Source organism: Candidatus Viridilinea mediisalina, from assembly GCF_002532535.1.
In the GTDB taxonomy this organism is placed as follows: Bacteria; Chloroflexota; Chloroflexia; order Chloroflexales; family Chloroflexaceae; genus Viridilinea; species Viridilinea mediisalina.
Genome location: NZ_NQWI01000010.1, coordinates 61,070 through 78,516 on the forward strand (window position 1 = coordinate 61,070; position 17,447 = coordinate 78,516).

The 17,447-nt window shown below is 59.2% G+C and carries 12 protein-coding genes; 11 read left to right on the forward strand and 1 reads right to left on the reverse strand.

Annotated features, from left to right (window positions below; genetic code table 11):
- Positions 1–88 precede the first annotated feature (88 nt).
- A complete protein-coding gene (locus CJ255_RS03860) occupies positions 89–3,394 on the reverse strand; it encodes an O-antigen ligase family protein (protein ID WP_124681802.1) in 3,306 nt (1,101 codons plus the stop codon).
- Positions 3,395–3,484: 90 nt separating this feature from the next.
- Here CJ255_RS03860 and CJ255_RS03865 point away from each other — a divergent pair, with 90 nt between their 5' ends.
- The 11 genes from CJ255_RS03865 to CJ255_RS03915 all read left to right on the forward strand — a co-directional run bounded on the left by CJ255_RS03865 (position 3,485) and on the right by CJ255_RS03915 (position 17,311).
- The gene (locus tag CJ255_RS03865; protein WP_097642778.1) at positions 3,485–4,090 is read left to right on the forward strand and encodes a zinc ribbon domain-containing protein; all 606 of its coding nucleotides are present in this window, start codon (positions 3,485–3,487) and stop codon (positions 4,088–4,090) included.
- A gap of 227 nt (positions 4,091–4,317) precedes the next feature.
- Positions 4,318–5,391, forward strand: a complete 1,074-nt coding sequence (locus CJ255_RS03870) for a homoserine dehydrogenase family protein (protein ID WP_097642779.1) — start codon at positions 4,318–4,320, stop codon at positions 5,389–5,391.
- Between the two features lie 139 nt (positions 5,392–5,530).
- Entirely contained in the window at positions 5,531–6,565 is a 1,035-nt protein-coding gene (locus tag CJ255_RS03875; protein ID WP_165774558.1) for a patatin-like phospholipase family protein, read from the forward strand.
- 9 nt (positions 6,566–6,574) lie between these two features.
- Entirely contained in the window at positions 6,575–8,041 is a 1,467-nt protein-coding gene (locus CJ255_RS03880) for a GntP family permease (RefSeq protein ID WP_245863167.1), read from the forward strand.
- 33 nt (positions 8,042–8,074) lie between these two features.
- Positions 8,075–9,025, forward strand: a complete 951-nt coding sequence (locus tag CJ255_RS03885; protein WP_097642781.1) for a decaprenyl-phosphate phosphoribosyltransferase — start codon at positions 8,075–8,077, stop codon at positions 9,023–9,025.
- Positions 9,025–9,834, forward strand: coding sequence for an isopentenyl phosphate kinase (locus CJ255_RS03890; protein WP_097642782.1), 810 nt, complete (start codon positions 9,025–9,027; stop codon positions 9,832–9,834). The genes CJ255_RS03885 and CJ255_RS03890 overlap by 1 nt, the downstream gene beginning before the upstream one ends.
- A 3-nt stretch (positions 9,835–9,837) precedes the next feature.
- On the forward strand, positions 9,838–10,794 hold the full coding sequence (locus CJ255_RS03895) for a stage II sporulation protein M (RefSeq protein ID WP_097642783.1): 957 nt from the start codon (positions 9,838–9,840) through the stop codon (positions 10,792–10,794).
- Between the two features lie 214 nt (positions 10,795–11,008).
- Positions 11,009–12,568 carry a hypothetical protein gene (locus CJ255_RS03900; protein WP_124681803.1) on the forward strand — a complete coding sequence of 520 codons (1,560 nt, stop codon included), beginning with the start codon at positions 11,009–11,011 and terminating at the stop codon, positions 12,566–12,568.
- Positions 12,569–12,764: 196 nt separating this feature from the next.
- Positions 12,765–13,538, forward strand: coding sequence for a hypothetical protein (locus tag CJ255_RS03905; RefSeq protein WP_124681804.1), 774 nt, complete (start codon positions 12,765–12,767; stop codon positions 13,536–13,538).
- Positions 13,535–14,053 carry a hypothetical protein gene (locus CJ255_RS03910; protein ID WP_097642786.1) on the forward strand — a complete coding sequence of 173 codons (519 nt, stop codon included), beginning with the start codon at positions 13,535–13,537 and terminating at the stop codon, positions 14,051–14,053. The genes CJ255_RS03905 and CJ255_RS03910 overlap by 4 nt, the downstream gene beginning before the upstream one ends.
- Before the next feature lie 1,032 nt (positions 14,054–15,085).
- Positions 15,086–17,311, forward strand: a complete 2,226-nt coding sequence (locus tag CJ255_RS03915) for a hypothetical protein (protein WP_217352396.1) — start codon at positions 15,086–15,088, stop codon at positions 17,309–17,311.
- Positions 17,312–17,447 lie beyond the last annotated feature (136 nt).

A 17,447-nucleotide genomic window follows, 5' to 3' on the forward strand; every position in this document is an offset into this window, starting at 1 on the left:
CATACCGCATGATCAAGAACGCGAAAGCTCATTGAGACGCCAGGTTCGGCAATCTACAATCTACAATCTGCAATGGTATACTATCATATCATAAATCACTCTTGACACTCCCGCATCCTAGCACCATCACCGCCAATAGTAACCAAAAGGTATATGCGAGATCAGGCCAGAAGTAGAATTGATCCACCAGCCCATGGGCGAGGCTGGCGCTGATGGCGGCAATGATGCCTACGACGATGGGGTCGCGGCGCTGCCGCCAGGCGTGTTGGTAGCTGTTGCCGATCAGCCATGCGCAGGCGATCAGGCCCAGTGGCCCCATGCGTAGCGCGATGTCGAGCAGTAGGTTGTGAGGGTGGGCGGTGTTGATTTCGTTGGTGTCGCGCAGTTCAGCGGCGATGTAGTTGGGGTAGTGTTGCCCAAATTGGTCGAGCCCCAGGCCCAATGGGTGGTCACGCAACATCGCCAGCGCCGAGGCCCAGGTCTGAAGCCGAATGGCGCCCGTTGCGCCAAAGGGGTTCAAACGCTCGATGCCCAAGGCTATGCTGAGACCGATGCCGAGCACCAGGAGCCCTGCGAGGCCGCCCCCGGCCCACCAGAGGCGGCGCTTGCGCCAAAGTTGCCTCGGTAGCAAGCCCAGCGCAACGATGCCGAGTGCAACCACAGCCCCCAGGTAGGCCCCCCGCGAGAATGAGGCCAGCAGCGCCCCAAGACAGACGAGGGTCGCAAGGAGGTAGAGCCAGGCAATTGGTTTTGCCCCGCGCCACCAGGCGGCGTAGGCCACAACGGCGGCGAGGGGCCAATAGCGCCCCATAGCCAAGCCCAGGTTGTTGGGATGACCATAGAGCCCACTCACACGCTGCACCCCCTCTACCAGAAAGCGATCAGCGCCAAAGCCCGCTTTGGTGCCAAAGATGGGCACAAGGTTGAAACCCGCAAGTTGCAGCAGCGCAATCAAGGCTGAGATGACGCCCCCTACCAGCCAGGCTTGCAGCAATACGCGCCAGTAGTTGCCCCCGCGTTGTTGGGTGTGCCAACCCGCTAACCCTGCCGCTAACCCCACAAAGAGCAGCGGCTGGATCACCATCCAGCGTAGCTCGCGCAACGCCGGGCCGCGTGCTTCGGCAATCAGCACGCCCCAGAGCGCTGCAAGGACAAAGAGGGTGGTTGGGAGCAACCATGAGCTCCAGATGATGCCCGGCACGGGCGGCCTTGGGTTTGCAGGCGGCGTCACGCTGGCTTCGACAGGCTCAGCCCCCGCGACGCTGGCTTCGACAGGCTCAGCCCCCGCGACGCTGGCTGAGCCTGTCGAAGCCAAGCGGCGCGGCCCAGAACTTCTTCGCGCTAACAACCCCATCCCCCCCCCCAAGCGCAGCAGTGCCGCAATGAGTACAACCAGCAGCAGCATTTCATGCAGCGGCAGGCTGATGCCGCTATCGCGGAGGGCGAAGCGGCTGTCGAAGATCTCTTTGGGGATGAAGTAGAAGGGGAGCGTCAGGGGCACCCAGAGTAGCGCCAGATCAGGCCGTACCAAAGCCAGCAAGCCAAAGAGCCCCAGTCCAGCCAGGGTGATCGGCAGGAGCGAGGAGCCGACATAGGTGACCAAGACTGCGCCGCAGAGCCCCAGCATGATCAGGCTCTCTGGTTGGATCAGGCGGGCAAGGGGATGGCGTTGCTGCCGCAGGCGCGCTTGCAGCCCTGCAAGCCACCGCAGGCCACGAGCCAACATGTGCATCATGTGGCTGAAGCTGGCCGCGCCACTGACGGCAAGGGCAAGGAGCAACCCGAGTGGCCCGTAGTCCCACAGCCAGCCCCAGGGCCGCACCCGTTCGACCAGGAGCAGGCTTGGGGCTGGAGTGCCAACCAGATCGAGCGTGTGGATGCCGAGGGGCAAGTGGGGCGTGGCAACCGCACGTTGCCCCTGATACAAAAGCGCTTCCAAGCCTCCCGGCTGCCCATTCAGAACCCCCTGAAACTGGCCTTCTTCTGGATCAAGCCCTCCCAACAGCACCAGGCGCGTCCCGCTGAAACGAATGCGCCAGCCGCCTTCAGGCAATGGCTCCACCGCTGGATGCTGCCAGAGGTGGCTACCCACCCCCAGCACCGCCGGTGCAGCACTAAAGGCTTGCAGCGCCTCATAGGCGGGCATAAGCTCCCAATCGCGGCTGACCAGCGCAAAATAGGGCGTCGGATCATCGGGATGCGGCTCGGCATAGCCGCCGTAGCGCAGCATCCAGACATTCATGACCCCCATCCAGGGCCATTGGTCGCGCGCCCGTTCCAACTGACCCACCAGATAGGCCGCCTTGGTTGCCTCATCCACCGGCTCGCCCCAGGTCAAACGGCGTTCTGGCGGCAACTCCGGCGGGGCGCTATTCCAACCAAACTCGGTGACCCAGACAGGTGTGGTATGATCACCGTGGGCCTCCATGACTTCGCGCAGCAGCACCACCCGGCTAACATCGTTGCGCGTGTCAATTGGGCGACGCCAGTGCCAATTGTGGCGGCCCCGCAGAAAGACATAGCGATTCTTGTCGGGCGACTGGCCGAGACCGTAGGCTTGGGCGGCCATCACATCAAAATAGGCTGCGCCGCCCGCCCGGTAGACCCGATCCAGATAGGCCAATTCGGTCATTGGCGCACTCGGATCAAGCCCATCGGTGGGGGCCAAGCCGGGAAAGATGATCACCACATTGGGATTCGCCTCGCGCGCGGCGGTTGCGCCAACGCGCAGCAACTCCACAAAATCTTCAGGGCGGGGGGTTTGCCAATTCCACTCATTCTTGAGGTTCGGCTCATTCCAGAGCTGAAAATAGCGCACCACCGGGCTACCGGGCGCATCATTGACCCCATCGCCGTTGTAGCGTTCAACCACCGCCCGCACAAAGTTGGCATAATCGGCAAAATCATCAGGCGGACCAGTCGAATGACCGTCGCGCTCCAGGCCAGCAATAAACTCCGGCCTACTCGCAAAATACTCACGCGCCCAGAGGGGAGGCCGTTCAAGCCGCCAGATCAATTCAATCCCAAATTCTTCGGCAAGGCTTGCCAAGCGATCATACTTCGCCCAAGCCGAAACCGCACCAACCGCCTCAAGGTTACGGCGATCCTCAAAATCGCCACGCGCATGAATTTCGAGATCATCCCATGGCACCTGCATACGCGCAAAGCGCGCCCCCATCGCTGCTGCCAATTCAAATGAACGGCGCACCGCTTCAGGATCAGGCTCCATGTGGATATTAAAAAAATTGACCCCCACAACCGGGCCGCTGCCCCCCACAATCGGCTCCAGTGCTGGCGTAAAGGTCATGCCCCGGTTGGCACTATTATCAAACCAGACAACCAGAGCAAAGCTGAAGAGCAGCAAAAAGGGCAGGGGAACGAGGAGATGTTGCATACGACGCATCGCCGCACTATAACGGATGACGGCTAGGACTGCAACGTTTATCCCGAATAGAACGTCATATAGGATAGAAAGGAGGCGGTTATGCGCTGTTCATCGTGTGGGACACAGCTACCCGAAGATGCCCTATTTTGCATTGAATGTGGGGCTGACATGGGGCGTCAGGCCAATACCGGGGCGACCGTAGCCCTACCGCGTGCTGTCGATCAGCCGCAGATTGCGTGTAACGCATGTGGGGCCGCGAACCCAAGCTTTGCGCTCTTCTGCGTGCGTTGTGGCCAACGCATGGATAGTGGGCCTGCTGTGCAAACCGCACCACCACGGGCGCGACCTGAGCTGCAACAACCCCAAAGCCTGAGCTATTCCCCGCCACCGCCGCCTCGTTCCGCGCCCAAAGCCCAAGGGCGCAACTGGCCCATGCCGGTCGCGGCCCTCTTTTTGATCGGCCTAGCCATCCTCATTTTTTCAGGCAAAATCTTTCCCCATATTCTGTTTCTCATCGGGATCAGCACCTTCATCTCGGAAGCCAACTATGGACGCATTGCAAATGCCTTCCAAAGCGTTATCTGGCTCTGTGGGATCGGACTGATCTTCCTCGTGTTGCCAAGATTACTCGTGCCCGGCTTTATCATCTTGATCGGGCTGAGTCTCTTGTGGACATTCATTGCCCGCACGATGCGGATTCCGTAACGTACTCATTATGTCCATGGGGCTACGCCCTATACGCATTACACTAAACCCCCAGCGGGGGTTTGGGAGAGGCTTCGCCTCCCTCAAAAAAACTCTTTTTGTTCCGTGTTGGCGGCTTTGCCGCCAACACGGAACAAAAAACGGGGGTTGGGGCTACGCCCCAACCCCCCGCCGCGAGGCGGCTACGCCGCCAGAACCGAACCAAAAAGGCAGTACAATAGCCCATTATGCAAACTATTCCTCTTATTCAGATTGGGCTTGGCGGCGTAGGCCGCGAGCTGGTTCGCCAGGTGTTGGCAACAGAGGCGAGTGTGGCCCGGCGCTACGGTCTGCGCCTCGCCTATATGGCGCTCGCCGATAGCGGCGGGGTGCTCGCTTCAGGTTCAATGTTGAGCCGCAGTACCTTGGATGCGGCCCTGGCTGCGAAGGAGGCGGGTCACTCGGTGGCAGCCATGACCGGCCCTGGTAAGGCGATGCGCTGGGGGGCTTTGGCCCTGCGGCAGCGTGCGATCTTTGTAGACCTCACGGCTGCCGATGGCCATGAGGTGCCGTTGGCGGCCCGCGTTGCCACTGGCGACCGGGTCGTGTTGGCCAATAAGCGCCCGTTGAGCGCCGAGTTGGCCAGTTTCCGTAGCCTTACCGCCAATGGTATGACCCGCTATGAGTCAACCGTAGGCGCAGGGCTGCCGGTGATCAGTACACTCCAGAATCTGCTCGATAGCGGCGATACGATTGTGCGGATTGAGGCAGCCATGAGTGGAACACTGGGCTACCTCTGTAGTGAACTCGAAGCGGGTAAGCCGCTCTCGGTGGCCCTACGCAAGGCCCATGCGCTGGGCTACACCGAACCAGACCCGCGTGATGACCTGAGTGGGGCCGATGTGGCCCGTAAAGCCCTCATCCTTGCGCGTAGCTGTGGGCTTGCGTGGGAACCCGATGCGGTCGTGGCTCAACCATGGTTCCCGCCCGCATTGGCCCAAGTCAGCCGCGATGAATTCTTAGCTCGCGCCGAGGAGCTTGATGCGCCCTTTGCCGAGCGTGTGGCCGAAGCACGGGCCAGTGGTGGGGCACTGCGCTATGTAGCATCCTTAGGCAGCTCTGGTGCCAGTGTTAGCCTCCGCATCCTCCCACCTGAACACCCATTGGCCGGGCTGCGTGGCCCCGACAACTTCTTCAGTTTCACCACCGCCCGCTACTCCGAATACCCCCTGATTGTCCGCGGCCCCGGCGCTGGCGTCGCGGTTACTGCCGCTGGTGTGCTGAGTGATCTGATTGCTACGGCACGAGAATTGGAGTGCTGAATAGCGCAGAAGTAACCCTGTGTAGGGTTACTTCTGCGCTATTGCTTATGTTCGTTCGTGTTGGCGGCGAAGCCGCCAACACGAACGAAATAGGGATTAACTCACTTGAAACTCCATTTGCTACAATCAAGCCATGTTAATGCCAAAACGAATCGCCATCGCCTGCCAAGGTGGTGGTAGCCACACTGCATTCACCGCTGGGGTTCTCAAAACCCTCATACGCCACGCTGATCAAGGGCATTACCAAATCTGTGCGTTGAGCGGCACCTCTGGAGGAGCAATCTGCGCGGCTTTGGCCTGGTACGGCCTGATCCGGCAGCAGCGCGGTCAGATGAGCCGCGCTGAGGCAATCGATCTGCTTGATGCCTTCTGGCACGATAATGCCGCCCAGTCGCTTTGGGAACAGCTCTGGAACCATTGGAGCATCAATCTGATCCGCATGCATGCCCAAGGTCGTTTGCCGGAGCTGAAGTCGAGCCCCTATATGCCCCAGGTTGAATTGGCCACCACGCTGCTCCAGCGCTTTGCGCCGCGCCAGGAGTTTTTCGACCTGCGTCTGTTGCTCGAGAAGTACCTCAAGCTTGATGAGCTTGAACAGCCCATCGCTGAACCGCGCCTGCTCGTTGGGGCCGTTGCGGTGCTTGCAGGCACCTTCAAAGCCTTTGACTCCAAAGCAGCCGAGATTAGTATTGACGCCATCCTCGCCTCAACCACCCTGCCGACGCTCTTCAAGGCGATCCGCATTGGCGACGATGTCTACTGGGATGGGCTCTTCTCGCAGAATCCGCCCGTGCGCGAGTTGGTGATCAACATTGATGTTGCCAAAAAGCCCGATGAAATCTGGGTCGTGCGGATCAATCGCCAACGCCTTGATGAAGAACCAACCAGCGTCGAGGAGATCGAAGATCGGCGCAATGCTCTCGCTGGTAATCTCTCGTTGAACCATGAACTGGATGTGATCAGAACCGTCTCGAAGTGGCTGCGCGAAGGCAAATTCGTGAGCAACCAAGCCAAACCAGTGGACATCCGCTGGATCGAGATGAGTGAAGATCTTGATCTGCGCTTGGGTTATGTCACCAAGCTCAACCGCGATCCAACTTTCATTACCGCACTCATCGCCGATGGCGAAGCTCAGGCTGAACGCTTCTTGGCCGAGTGGCAAGCCTCGGTGTAGAGGGAAACAATGCTTGACATCATTGGCATCATTGGAATCATCATCGCCCTTGGCCTCTTGATTGTCTTGGCCTACCGGGGGCTGAGTATCCTGATCATTGCCCCCGTGACCGCCCTGATTGCCGTGCTCTTTGCGGGTGATGTGCCGATCATGGCGACCTACACGCAGATCTTTATGCCCGCAGCGGGCAATTTTATCATTCAATTCTTTCCGCTCTTCCTGCTTGGAGCCCTCTTTGGCAAGCTGATGGAGGATAGCGGTTCGGCCCAAGCTATGGCCCGTGGCATCGTCGCGCGCTTGGGGGCTCAGCAGGCGATGTTGGCTGTGGTTCTGGCTTGTGGTGTGCTGACCTATGGCGGCGTTTCGCTCTTTGTGGTTGCCTTTGCGGTCTATCCGATTGCGGTGCAGCTCTTCCGCGAAGCCAATATTCCCAAACGGCTCATTCCGGCGACCATTGCGCTTGGGGCCTTTACGTTTACCATGACCGCACTGCCCGGCACGCCCGCCATTCAGAACGCTATCCCGATGCCCTTCTTTGGCACAACGCCGTTTGCCGCGCCGGGCCTCGGGCTGATCAGCGGGCTGATCATGTTTGGCCTGGGTCAACTCTGGCTCACCCGCCGTGCAGCCCAAGCCCGCGCTGCGGGCGAAGGCTATGGACAAGCACCCGAACAACCCTTCGAGCGCAGCGCCGAGTTGCGTGAACACGCCCTTGGCGATGGTTTTGATATTGCGGAGATGGACGAGAAGAAGCAGGAACCAAAGGTCGCCCCACCCTCCTTCGCCGTCGCCATCGCGCCCCTCGTGCTGGTGATTGGCCTCAACTTTGCACTCGTCAGCTTCGTGATCCCCAATTGGGACACCAGTTACCTCGAGCAACCTGAGTTTGGCGGGGTCAGCCTTGCGGCGGTGCGCGGCATCTGGGCGATTGTGATTGCCCTCACCGCTTCGATTATTGCGCTGATTGCGTTGAACTACAAGCGCATCGAAAAACTCAGCACAACCCTCGATAAAGGGGCTGATGCTTCGGTGCTGCCCATCTTCAACACCGCCAGCCAAGTCGGCTTCGGTGCGGTCATTGCGGCACTCCCCGGCTTCCTGATTATCCGCGATGCGGTGATGGCCCTGGGCGGCGACAATCCGCTGGTTGCGTTGGCGGTCTCTGTTGGGCTGCTTTCGGGTATCACTGGCTCGGCCTCAGGCGGCATGAGCATTGTCTTGCAGACCCTTGGCGATACCTTTGTGAGCCAAGCGGAAGCGTCGGGCATTGCGCTTGACCTGATGCATCGGGTGACGGTGGTGGCCGCAGGGGGCATCGATTCGCTGCCCCATAGTGGTGCTGTGATTACCCTGTTGGCCATTTGTGGCCTGACCCACCGCGAGTCCTACCTCGACATTCTGATGGTTGCCGTGATTATCCCGGTGGCAGCACTGATTGCGCTGATCACCCTTGGTACGATGTTTGGCGCGTTTTGACGCTCCGTAGCGCTTCAAGTAGAATATGTTCGTATGAACAAAGCCTCAAACATAGCGGCTGCAAGCAACAGCAACGCCGCACAGGAACTCGTGCGTGCCATGCGCCCACGGCAGTGGGTCAAGAATGTCTTTGTCTTCGCCGCGATTGCCTTCTCCGAAGATCGCCTCTGGCAATTTTGGGGGCCTGCTGGCCCAGCGCCGATCCTCCGTATGATCGGCGCATTCATTGCCTTCTGCCTTGCGGCCAGTGCCATCTACCTTGTCAATGATCTCGTAGACATTGAGAAGGATCGTGCCCACCCCAAGAAGCGCCACCGTCCCTTTGCTTCAGGCCGTCTCAGTCCCAGCGTTGGCATCATTGCGGCTGGCATCCTGATTGCCTGTGCGATGCCGCTGGCCTTTGCGCTCGATCCGAGCATGGCCTTCTTAGGGGTTCTCGTCACCTATGTGCTTGTCCAAGGTTTCTTGTACACCTACTGGCTCAAGAATGTCGTAATCTTCGATATTCTTGTCCTTGCCACAGGTTTTGTCTTGCGCGCCGTTGGTGGCGCTGCGGTACTTGCGATCCACATCACCCCTTGGCTACTGCTCTGTATGTTGCTGTTGGCCCTCTTCTTGGGCATCGGCAAGCGCCGCCACGAACTCACCCTGCTCGAACAGGGGGCGGGTGAACATCGCCTCATCCTGCAAGAATACTCCGTACCCATGCTCGATCAGATGATGTCCATCGTGACCGCGAGCATCATCATGGCCTACAGCATCACCGCCTTCCTCGCCCCGGTCGCACCGCAGGAACCCTACCCCATGCTGATGGTCACCATTCCCTTCGTCATCTACGCTATCTTCCGCTACCTCTATCTCATCTATCAGCGGGGCGAGGGTGGTGCCCCCGATGAACTTATCCTCAAAGATTGGCCGCTCGCTACGAGTGTGCTTGTCTGGGGGCTGACGGTGCTAGGGGTGTTGCTCTTTTTTCCAAACTAATGTACACCTTTATCAAATTCGGCGGTTCGGTCATCACCGACAAACGCGGCCAAGAGGCCCCCGATCTGCCGCTGATTACCCAATTGGCCCACGAGTTGGCCCAAGCGCGCCAAGTGCGCCCCGATCTGGCGCTGATTCTGGGCCACGGCAGTGGCTCCTTTGGCCACCACTATGCGGCACGCTACGGTATTCATCGCGGCCTTGCGCCGGGGAGTGACTATCAGGGCTTTGCCCAGACCGCTGCGGCGGCGTTGCGCCTCAATCGGATTGTGGTGGATGCACTGCTGGCTGCGGGGCTGCCTGCGCTGGCGCTGCAACCTTCGGCCAGCATTCAAGCCCGCGCCGGCCAGATTGTCACCTGGGCTACCGACAATCTAGCTCAGGCACTAGAACACCAACTGATTCCCGTTGTCCACGGCGATGTCGCCTTCGACAGCGCCCAAGGCAGTTGCATTATTTCGACGGAAGTGCTACTGGCCCACCTTGCCCACCACACCTCCTTACGCCCCCAGCGCATCATCCTCGTAGGCGAAGCGGGCATCTTCAGCGCCGATCCGCGCCGCGATCCCCAGGCCCAACGCATCCCCCTGATCACTACCGCCAACCTCGCAAGCGTCCTCAACGCCACAGGTGCATCCCATGCCGTAGATGTGACTGGCGGCATGCGAAGCAAACTCGAACTCATGTGGCAACTAGTTCAAGCCATTCCCAACCTAGAGGTGCATCTGATCGGCCCTGCCCCTGGGCAACTCCAGGCTGCGCTGCTTGGTACAGCGCAGGATGTGGGGACAATCATACGAGAACGGTAAACCATGCGCCCCGACGAATTCATTACGCGCCGCCGCGACAACTGGGAACGGCTTGAGCAGTTGCTGAAACAGGCAGGGGCTGGGTTGGCACGTCTCTCGGCTGAGGAGTTGCGCGAAATGGGGCGGCTCTACCGCCAAGCTGCGGCTGATCTTGCGCTGGCGCGGCGGGATTTGCCGAACCATGCGGTGGTACCTTTTCTCAATGGCCTGGTGGCGCGGGGGCATGGCGCAATCTACCGCGAGAGCGGGCCAAGCGGAGCGGTGCGCGTGCGTACCTTCTTCACCCATGGGCTACCGCGCGCCTTCCGCGAAACCTGGGGCTCTACCCTTGCCGCCTTCTTGGTCTTTCTGATCCCCGCCATAATTGGCTATCTTGCCACATGGCGTGATCCCGACATTGCGGGCAGTTTCATCCCCGGAGTTGAGCGAATTGTAGCCGAAGTCGCCGCCGGAACCGAATGGTGGCTCCGCATCAATGAAGAAGGACGGAGCGTTGCCTCAGCCGAGATCATGACCAACAATATCGGGGTCGCCTTCCGCGCCTTTGCTGGTGGCGTAACCATGGGCCTCTACACGCTCTACATTTTAGCCTTCAACGGCCTCTTTCTCGGCATCATTGCCGGAGCAGCCCACCATTTCGATTTTGCCGATAACCTCTGGGGTTTTGTTGCTGCTCATGGTGCCATTGAACTCAGCGTCATCTTCATTGCAGGTGGGGCAGGACTGCAACTCAGTTGGGCAATCCTACGCCCCGGCCTACTCACCCGTCGCGCCGCGCTCGTCGTCGCAGCCCGACGAGCCCTGCTACTCATTCTCGGCTGCGTCCCGCTACTCATCCTCGCGGGCCTAATCGAAGCCTTTATCTCACCTTCAGCCCTGCCGTTAGCGGTCAAATACGCCGTCGCACTCATAACCGGCGCAGCGCTCTGGTTCTATTTGCTCGCCGTGGGCCGTGAATGACCCTTAAACACAATACTTTTCAAATACGACGGGTTTCCTGACGCAAAGGCGCAAGGGCGCAGAGTTTTTTGCATATGAGCGCCAAACCTTTGCGGCTTTGCGCCTTTGCGCGAGCTTATTTGAAAGGTATTGCCGCAATAGCGCAAAAGGAGCGCTGTAAGACAAAAGGGGGTATCATCGGTGTGTAATCCATAACCCCTTGGAAGAGGAACCGATGAAAACCCCCAAAGAAGTATACCCGACTACGCGCACCATCTATCACCCCGAAGTCGCTTCCTGCATCGTCTGTGGAGGACCGCTGACCTTGATGAACACGTTGCTTTGGAATAAGACCGTACAGACCTTGAGCGGGGCGCGATCGGTTGCCAGCCGTCCCGCGTGCTGTGCCGACCCCGCGTGTGCCGGTGCCACGATGCGCCTGCGTTCCGCTGAAGGACAACAGGTGGCGCTCCCCTATCATACCTATGGCTATGATGTCCTGACACGAATCGGTTGGTTGCGCCAGACGCGCCGCGCCACCTATGAGGAAATCCACGCCGAGCTGCGTACCCACGTCCAGCTTTCGTATTCGCAGGTGCGCTCCCTCTACCGCGATTCCTTTCTCCCGTTGCTGGCATGCCATGAGCGTCAGCAGACGGACCGGGTCGCGGCTATCGTCACCCAGTATGGCGGCCTCGTGCTGGCCCTCGATGGGATGGCACCCGAAGGGGGGGAGCCACAACTGTGGGTGCTGCACGAACTGCTCTCGGGGGTCGTGCTGCGCAGTGGCTGGATGAGCCGTCAGGATCAATCGGAGCCTGCCCTGGACGAGACGATCGCGGCGGTCGCTCCCGAGGAAGCCCCCACCCTGCCCGACCCCTCCCCGACCGACCCGACCGCTCCGCCCTATGCGGGGGAAACACCCGTGGTGGCGGCGGCGGACGAGCCGACCGCCCCACCCGTCCAGGAGGTGGTGCAGCCCCGTCCTCATGCAGCACACGCGCCGCATGACCCCATTGCCCAGCAGGTCACGACCATGATCAGCCACGTCCTGTGCCGCGTGCGCTATCTGCTCACGTGGAAAGGGCGTCCCCCACTGCGTCTGGCCGGGATCGAGGTCGTGGCCGAACTGGAGGAACTCATCACGCGGGGCACCCGTTGGCTGACTCATCGCCACGATCCCTGCTTGGCAGCCCTCGTGTGTGGGCTGCAGCATGCGGTGACCGCCGTGGAATCGACCGTCGCTACGCTCCGACGGGAAGCCGAGTGGATCGCGGACATCTGCGACATCCTGGCTCCGGTTGAGGGGACAGCACGCACGGGAGCGGAGGTGGCGCAGCACCTGCAGACCTATCTCAACCACCTCGACCCGACCGAAAGCGATCCCCATGCGCTGGCCTTTCAACAGCATCTGCGGAAGGTCAGTGCGAGCTACTGGTCTGGCTTGTTTCACTGTTATGACGACCCGAACATCCCCCAGACGAACAATGGTTTGGAAAGCCGCTTTCGTGACACACAACGTCGCATCCTCCGCACCACCGGACAAAAAGGGCGAACGCGGCGCATCCTGCATCGGATTGGCGCATGGGAACTGCTGAACCTGCTCCCAACGGAAGAAGAGACCCTGAATGCCATGCGCCAGATTGCCCCATCCGACCTCGCTGACGAGCGGCAGCGGCTGTACCAGCACCTCGAACGCTTTCGTCTGCATACCCGTACTCCCCGACAGACCAAGACGCAACTCGACCGTCTCGAACAGGAGTGGCTGGCGCTCCCGCCGAACACTACAGCGTGACTTTTGCGCTATTGCGTATTGCCCTTAAACATGCCGCATCATCAAGAACGCGAACGCCCATTGGGACGGCATGTTTGGCAATCTGCAATGGGTGGCGTTTTAGCACAAATGTATTGACATGCTCGTACTGGCATGGTACCATCTACCTGATTCGCATGAGACGGTGCCTCAGAGCCAATATCGTAACGGTACCGAGATGAGTTCACAGCGCCAGGTTGTACCGCCCCGTGGCAGCGACCTTGTGACGAAGTCTGTGCTACGCGAAGCGATCGAGATGCTTCCGCGCTTGCCCGAGACCGAGTCGCTTGATGAGATCTCAGCCTTTTTGAAAAATAACCTCCATTTTAGCGCCTTGCAGACCCGTGAGCGCTACGCGGCCTACATCAATCGGCGCATGTTTCCCGCAGGCTATGCGGATCAGGCCATGCGCCGATTTGCTACGGCGTTTGCCGGTCAGCAGGAGCTGCGCGACGTAGCTTTCTACCGTTTCTGTTGCGTTGAGCCGCTGGTCGGTCGGATGGTGCGTGAACTACTTGTGCCCGCAATCAGCGCCGGATTCGTTGATCGGCGGGCGATCCGCGACTATCTGAGCGAGCGCTACCCAGAATCACGCAGCATTGCTGATGCGAGCCAGGCCGTTGTCGAAACCCTCGTCAGCGGCGGGATCGCCCGCGCTGATCGCAATCGACTGAACTTCGGCTATCGTGAGGTGCTGCTACCCTCGTTTGCCTTCATTTTGCATAGCGAGTTCACCGAGCCATCCATGTATCCGCTGCGCGATCTAGAGCGCCATCCCGTGCTTCAGACGATGCTCTGGAAGCCCGACCGGGTGATGCCCGCGTTGTATGAACTGCGCAACCAGGGCTTGATCGCCCGTATCTCAGAAATCGACAGTGTACGCCAGTTTACGTTGCGTTATACCCTCGCTTCCCTGGTCAGGGAAGTGATTGCCATGGGGGTGCGCCAGTGACGATCGCTGAGGTTGTTGATGCGCTGCGCAGCAAACTCACTGTCGCCAGTGGCCGCCACCTCTATGCCATCCTCGGCCCATATCCCGCGCTAGATGCATGTGTCAAGCGCTTGAGCCGCGCCAAGCTGCCCAACGGTCGTGCGTTTCCTGCCCCTCTCTCGGTGAATCGTGGCATTCTTGATGCCATCCCCGATGATGATTTTAAGCGTCTGACCCGCGACGAGGTGATCTACCCTGAGCCGACGGCTGCCCATATCCGACAGGCATTCGAGTCATTTCTGCGCAGCCAGCTTCAGGGGCGTGGCCTGGTGATTCTGCGCGATCTCGAACTGCTCTTTGCCTATGGCATTGAACTGAATATGCTGCGCGTACTCGCCGCCAACAATGACCATATTCTGCTGCTCTTGCCCGGACGCCGCAAACGCGGTCAGATCTTGCTCTTTCCCGAGAATGATCAGGGGCCGTGTACCCTGCCCACTACCTTGATTGCCGCGAACCATCTGTGGGAACTGTGAGGCTGCAGGAGTCGCTTGATCTGTAAGGAAAGCAGAAATTGTTACGTATCCGCAGCCTGTCATGCTGAATAGTACATGTTCGCAGGCATCGTAGTGCCGACTTATGGTCTTCCAGTAAATAATCCGCTAACCAGACCTCGCAAATCTGGCATATCTATCAGGTCTAGCCCGTGCCGCGACACCGGATTAATTTCTGGAACACCATTAGTCGGCTGAGGTCTTTGGCAGCGATGGGAAGCCGACTAAAGTCGGCACTACCTACGGCACAAACAGGAATGTTCCTACGAACCTTCGCTCAGGGTGACAAAGCAACGGGGTAATCAACAACATCCGCTTCCCTAAAAGGTAAATGCGTATGCCGCAGGAAGATCTGCTGACCTATCGTAAACCGCTGGCTGAGATCTGCCAGGTGCCTGAGCGGATCATCTCGGTCTACTCGCTTGAGAAACATGTCTGGGCCAACGGGAACAACCAGACGCAGCGTGCCACCCGTAGACCAGAGCTACAGACAGCCGCTGCAAGCGAGCAGATCAAGCTCGAGAGCGGGCGCAGCCTCTCGATCTACCCGGCTGAACTGCTTGCTGACCGCTTCATTGCTCAAGATCTTGATCGTTTCGGGCGCGACTTTCGCAAATTCCTCAAAGATCCGACCTATTTCACCCAGGATGAGATTGATCGCCACGATTTCAGCGAGCTTGTCGCCCAGATCCAGGACAACCGTTCGCCGGAATATAAACGGAGCATCGGAAACAAACTCTGGCGCTTCTACACCGACTATCTTGGTGTCCAGCCGCAGATTCCGGCTGAGACAGAAGCCATCCTGAAAAACTTGGTCGAGAGCATCTTGGCCGAGGGCTACAGCGGCATGCTGCTTGTCCTTGACGAAGTCTCGCTGTTTATGAAAGATCGTAAAGAAGACCAGCGCGTTGATGATGAGAAGACCCTGGTTGTGCTCTCGAACCGCCTTGCCAAAGTGCATAACATCCCCATTTGGACGGTGTGCGCCGCGCAACAGGCGATTGAAAGCAAGATATGGTTGAGACTGATCAGGATCGCGATTTTGTCGTTGTTGTGGCAGCACGCCCGGCATCGCCCACGACTGTGGAACAGCTACTGCGTCAGCGAAATGACCAGCGTGTACTCGTCTGGGTGCCCGAAGAGCTGACGAACGAGGAGCGCGGACGGCTGCTGGACTTTACGGCTTATCGAAAATTAGTCTCATCCTGGCAGGGCAAAGACACCGAAGATGCAGTCACGGTGATCAACTGGATCGCCAACACCCTGCAGACCGAGATCGGCAAGATCGTCAGGATTATTGATAGTAGCTATGGGCGAGGGCGGGTCGCCTCACTCCAGCAGGCCAATCTTGATTTCCATGTTGCTGGTGAGAAGTTAGCGCCGATGCTTGAGCCCCTGGTTGATCGGGTCTTGACGAGTTGTTATGAGTCGCGTTTGATCACCTTTGACCCGCCTTTTTTCTTCCGCAACGAAGAAGCCGTCAAGGTGATTAATGGCATTGTCAAGACTGGCGAGATCCCCCGCAGTGCCAAGCCAAACCAGAATATCAGCGCGGCTCAGAACTTCGGCTTCGGACTGAATATCATCCGGCGTGGTGCCGAACGAACCCTGGATGCCTCCGATAACCCGTTCGTCCATGCCATCTGGCAGTTCATCGATAATCACCTGGTTGATGAACGCCAGCCAATGAACATCGAGACGATCTACAAGAACTTCCGTGGGCTGAACGGGCCTGCCGGAAAGCACTACGGCCTTACCCGGCGCATTATCCAGATCTACCTAGTCTGTCTCACCCGCCAGGGCCGGATTCGACTCGCTGTTGGCCCACGATCCGGGCTTTCTTTCAGTACCATTGACTATAGCAACCTAGCAGAGATCGACTTTTCAGCGCGGGTGCTGGACTCACTGACCGAGATCCAGAAGGTCACCCGGCCAGAAAACTGGGAAGTTCTCCAACCCTATGCCGAAAAGCTGCTCGGTCAATCCCTTGCTGCCGTCCAGGACGACGCGGCGATTGCCTCGTACCGGGCTCGCTTGCGCGAATTGTTCGCGAGCGGATCCGCCGAGTCGCGCCGGGTTGCCGACACTGCCGAGCGACTATTCGCCACACTCGGTGTCGCGCCGATCTACGTAAGCGACGCGCAGCAAATCGCTGCGCTCTACCAGACCGACCTCGCCGACGGCAACGATATCGACCGGGTGCTGCACGCACTCTGTGAGATCTTTGGCTATCAGGCTTTTACCAATGGTCGTGCCGAGCGTAGTGAGGTTGATGACTTGGGCAACCGGCTCCGTGACTACCAGAACCTGCAGCGCTTCCTGGTCTATGAGACAGAGCTTCGCACCGCAGATCGCTACGTGAAGCATGATCTTTCTGGTGATCGTGGTGCCCTCCGCGACATTGTTATGCAGCAGCGAGCGGTCGCCGACAAGTTGAAGAACCTCCAGCCGCTCATCGACGAAGAAGTGCGTCTGCGCACCGAACTGATTGGGAGTACACCACTCCAGCCCGGCGAGCGCGGCACCATCCGTGCGCTGATCACCAGCTATACCGAGAGCTATCTGGCGCTACACGATGATGTACTGAACAAAATTGATGATGAGTGCAGAGCCATCCTTGCGCTTGTCGAGGGTGCCGAAATGCGTATGCTACGGGCTTTGGAAGATGTCAACGCACTGCAGCCGGCGATCTCCGGCCAGCTCAATGAGTACTTGCGCGCCCTGACAAACGAACTCTTCACCTGCCCTGCGGCATCGCACGACTCGGTGCGCCGTCAGTTGGCGACCGAACCCGTCCATGTGTGCGGACTGACCTTCGCCAATGCGGTGGAACACCTGGGCAACGCAAGAGCGAAGCGTGAGTTCGCGCAGCAGCGTTGGGACGAAGCAATCGATCTCAAGCTTGCTGTGTTCTTCAACACTGCAGTTCGCGAGCGTCTAGAACAGGGGCGTGGTGACCCGCTGATCGAAGGCATGTTAGGAAGCACGACCACAGCCGAGCTTCGTGCTTTTCTCGTGCAGGTCGTCAGCGACACCCCTGATTTCGCTGATCGGATCAACCGTTACCTGAAACGCATCGTCGTCAAGCCAGTTCGGCTTGCGGACTTCAAACCCACAATGAGTACCGTCGAAAGCGGCCAGATCGCGGCCCTAGCGCACGAATTCCAGCAGTTCCTAGAAGACCAGTTGCGTTCGGTCGAGGGTGACAGCGATACACTGCCTGTACTACAGATTGAATAGCGTTGTGCGGCTGACGCCGCGAGTCCGGGAGGGTGGCGCGGCTGACGCCGCCAGTCCGGAACGAAGGACTCGCGGCGTGAGCCGCGCCGAACACAACGAAGGACTCGCGGCGTGAGCCGCGCCGAACACAACGAAG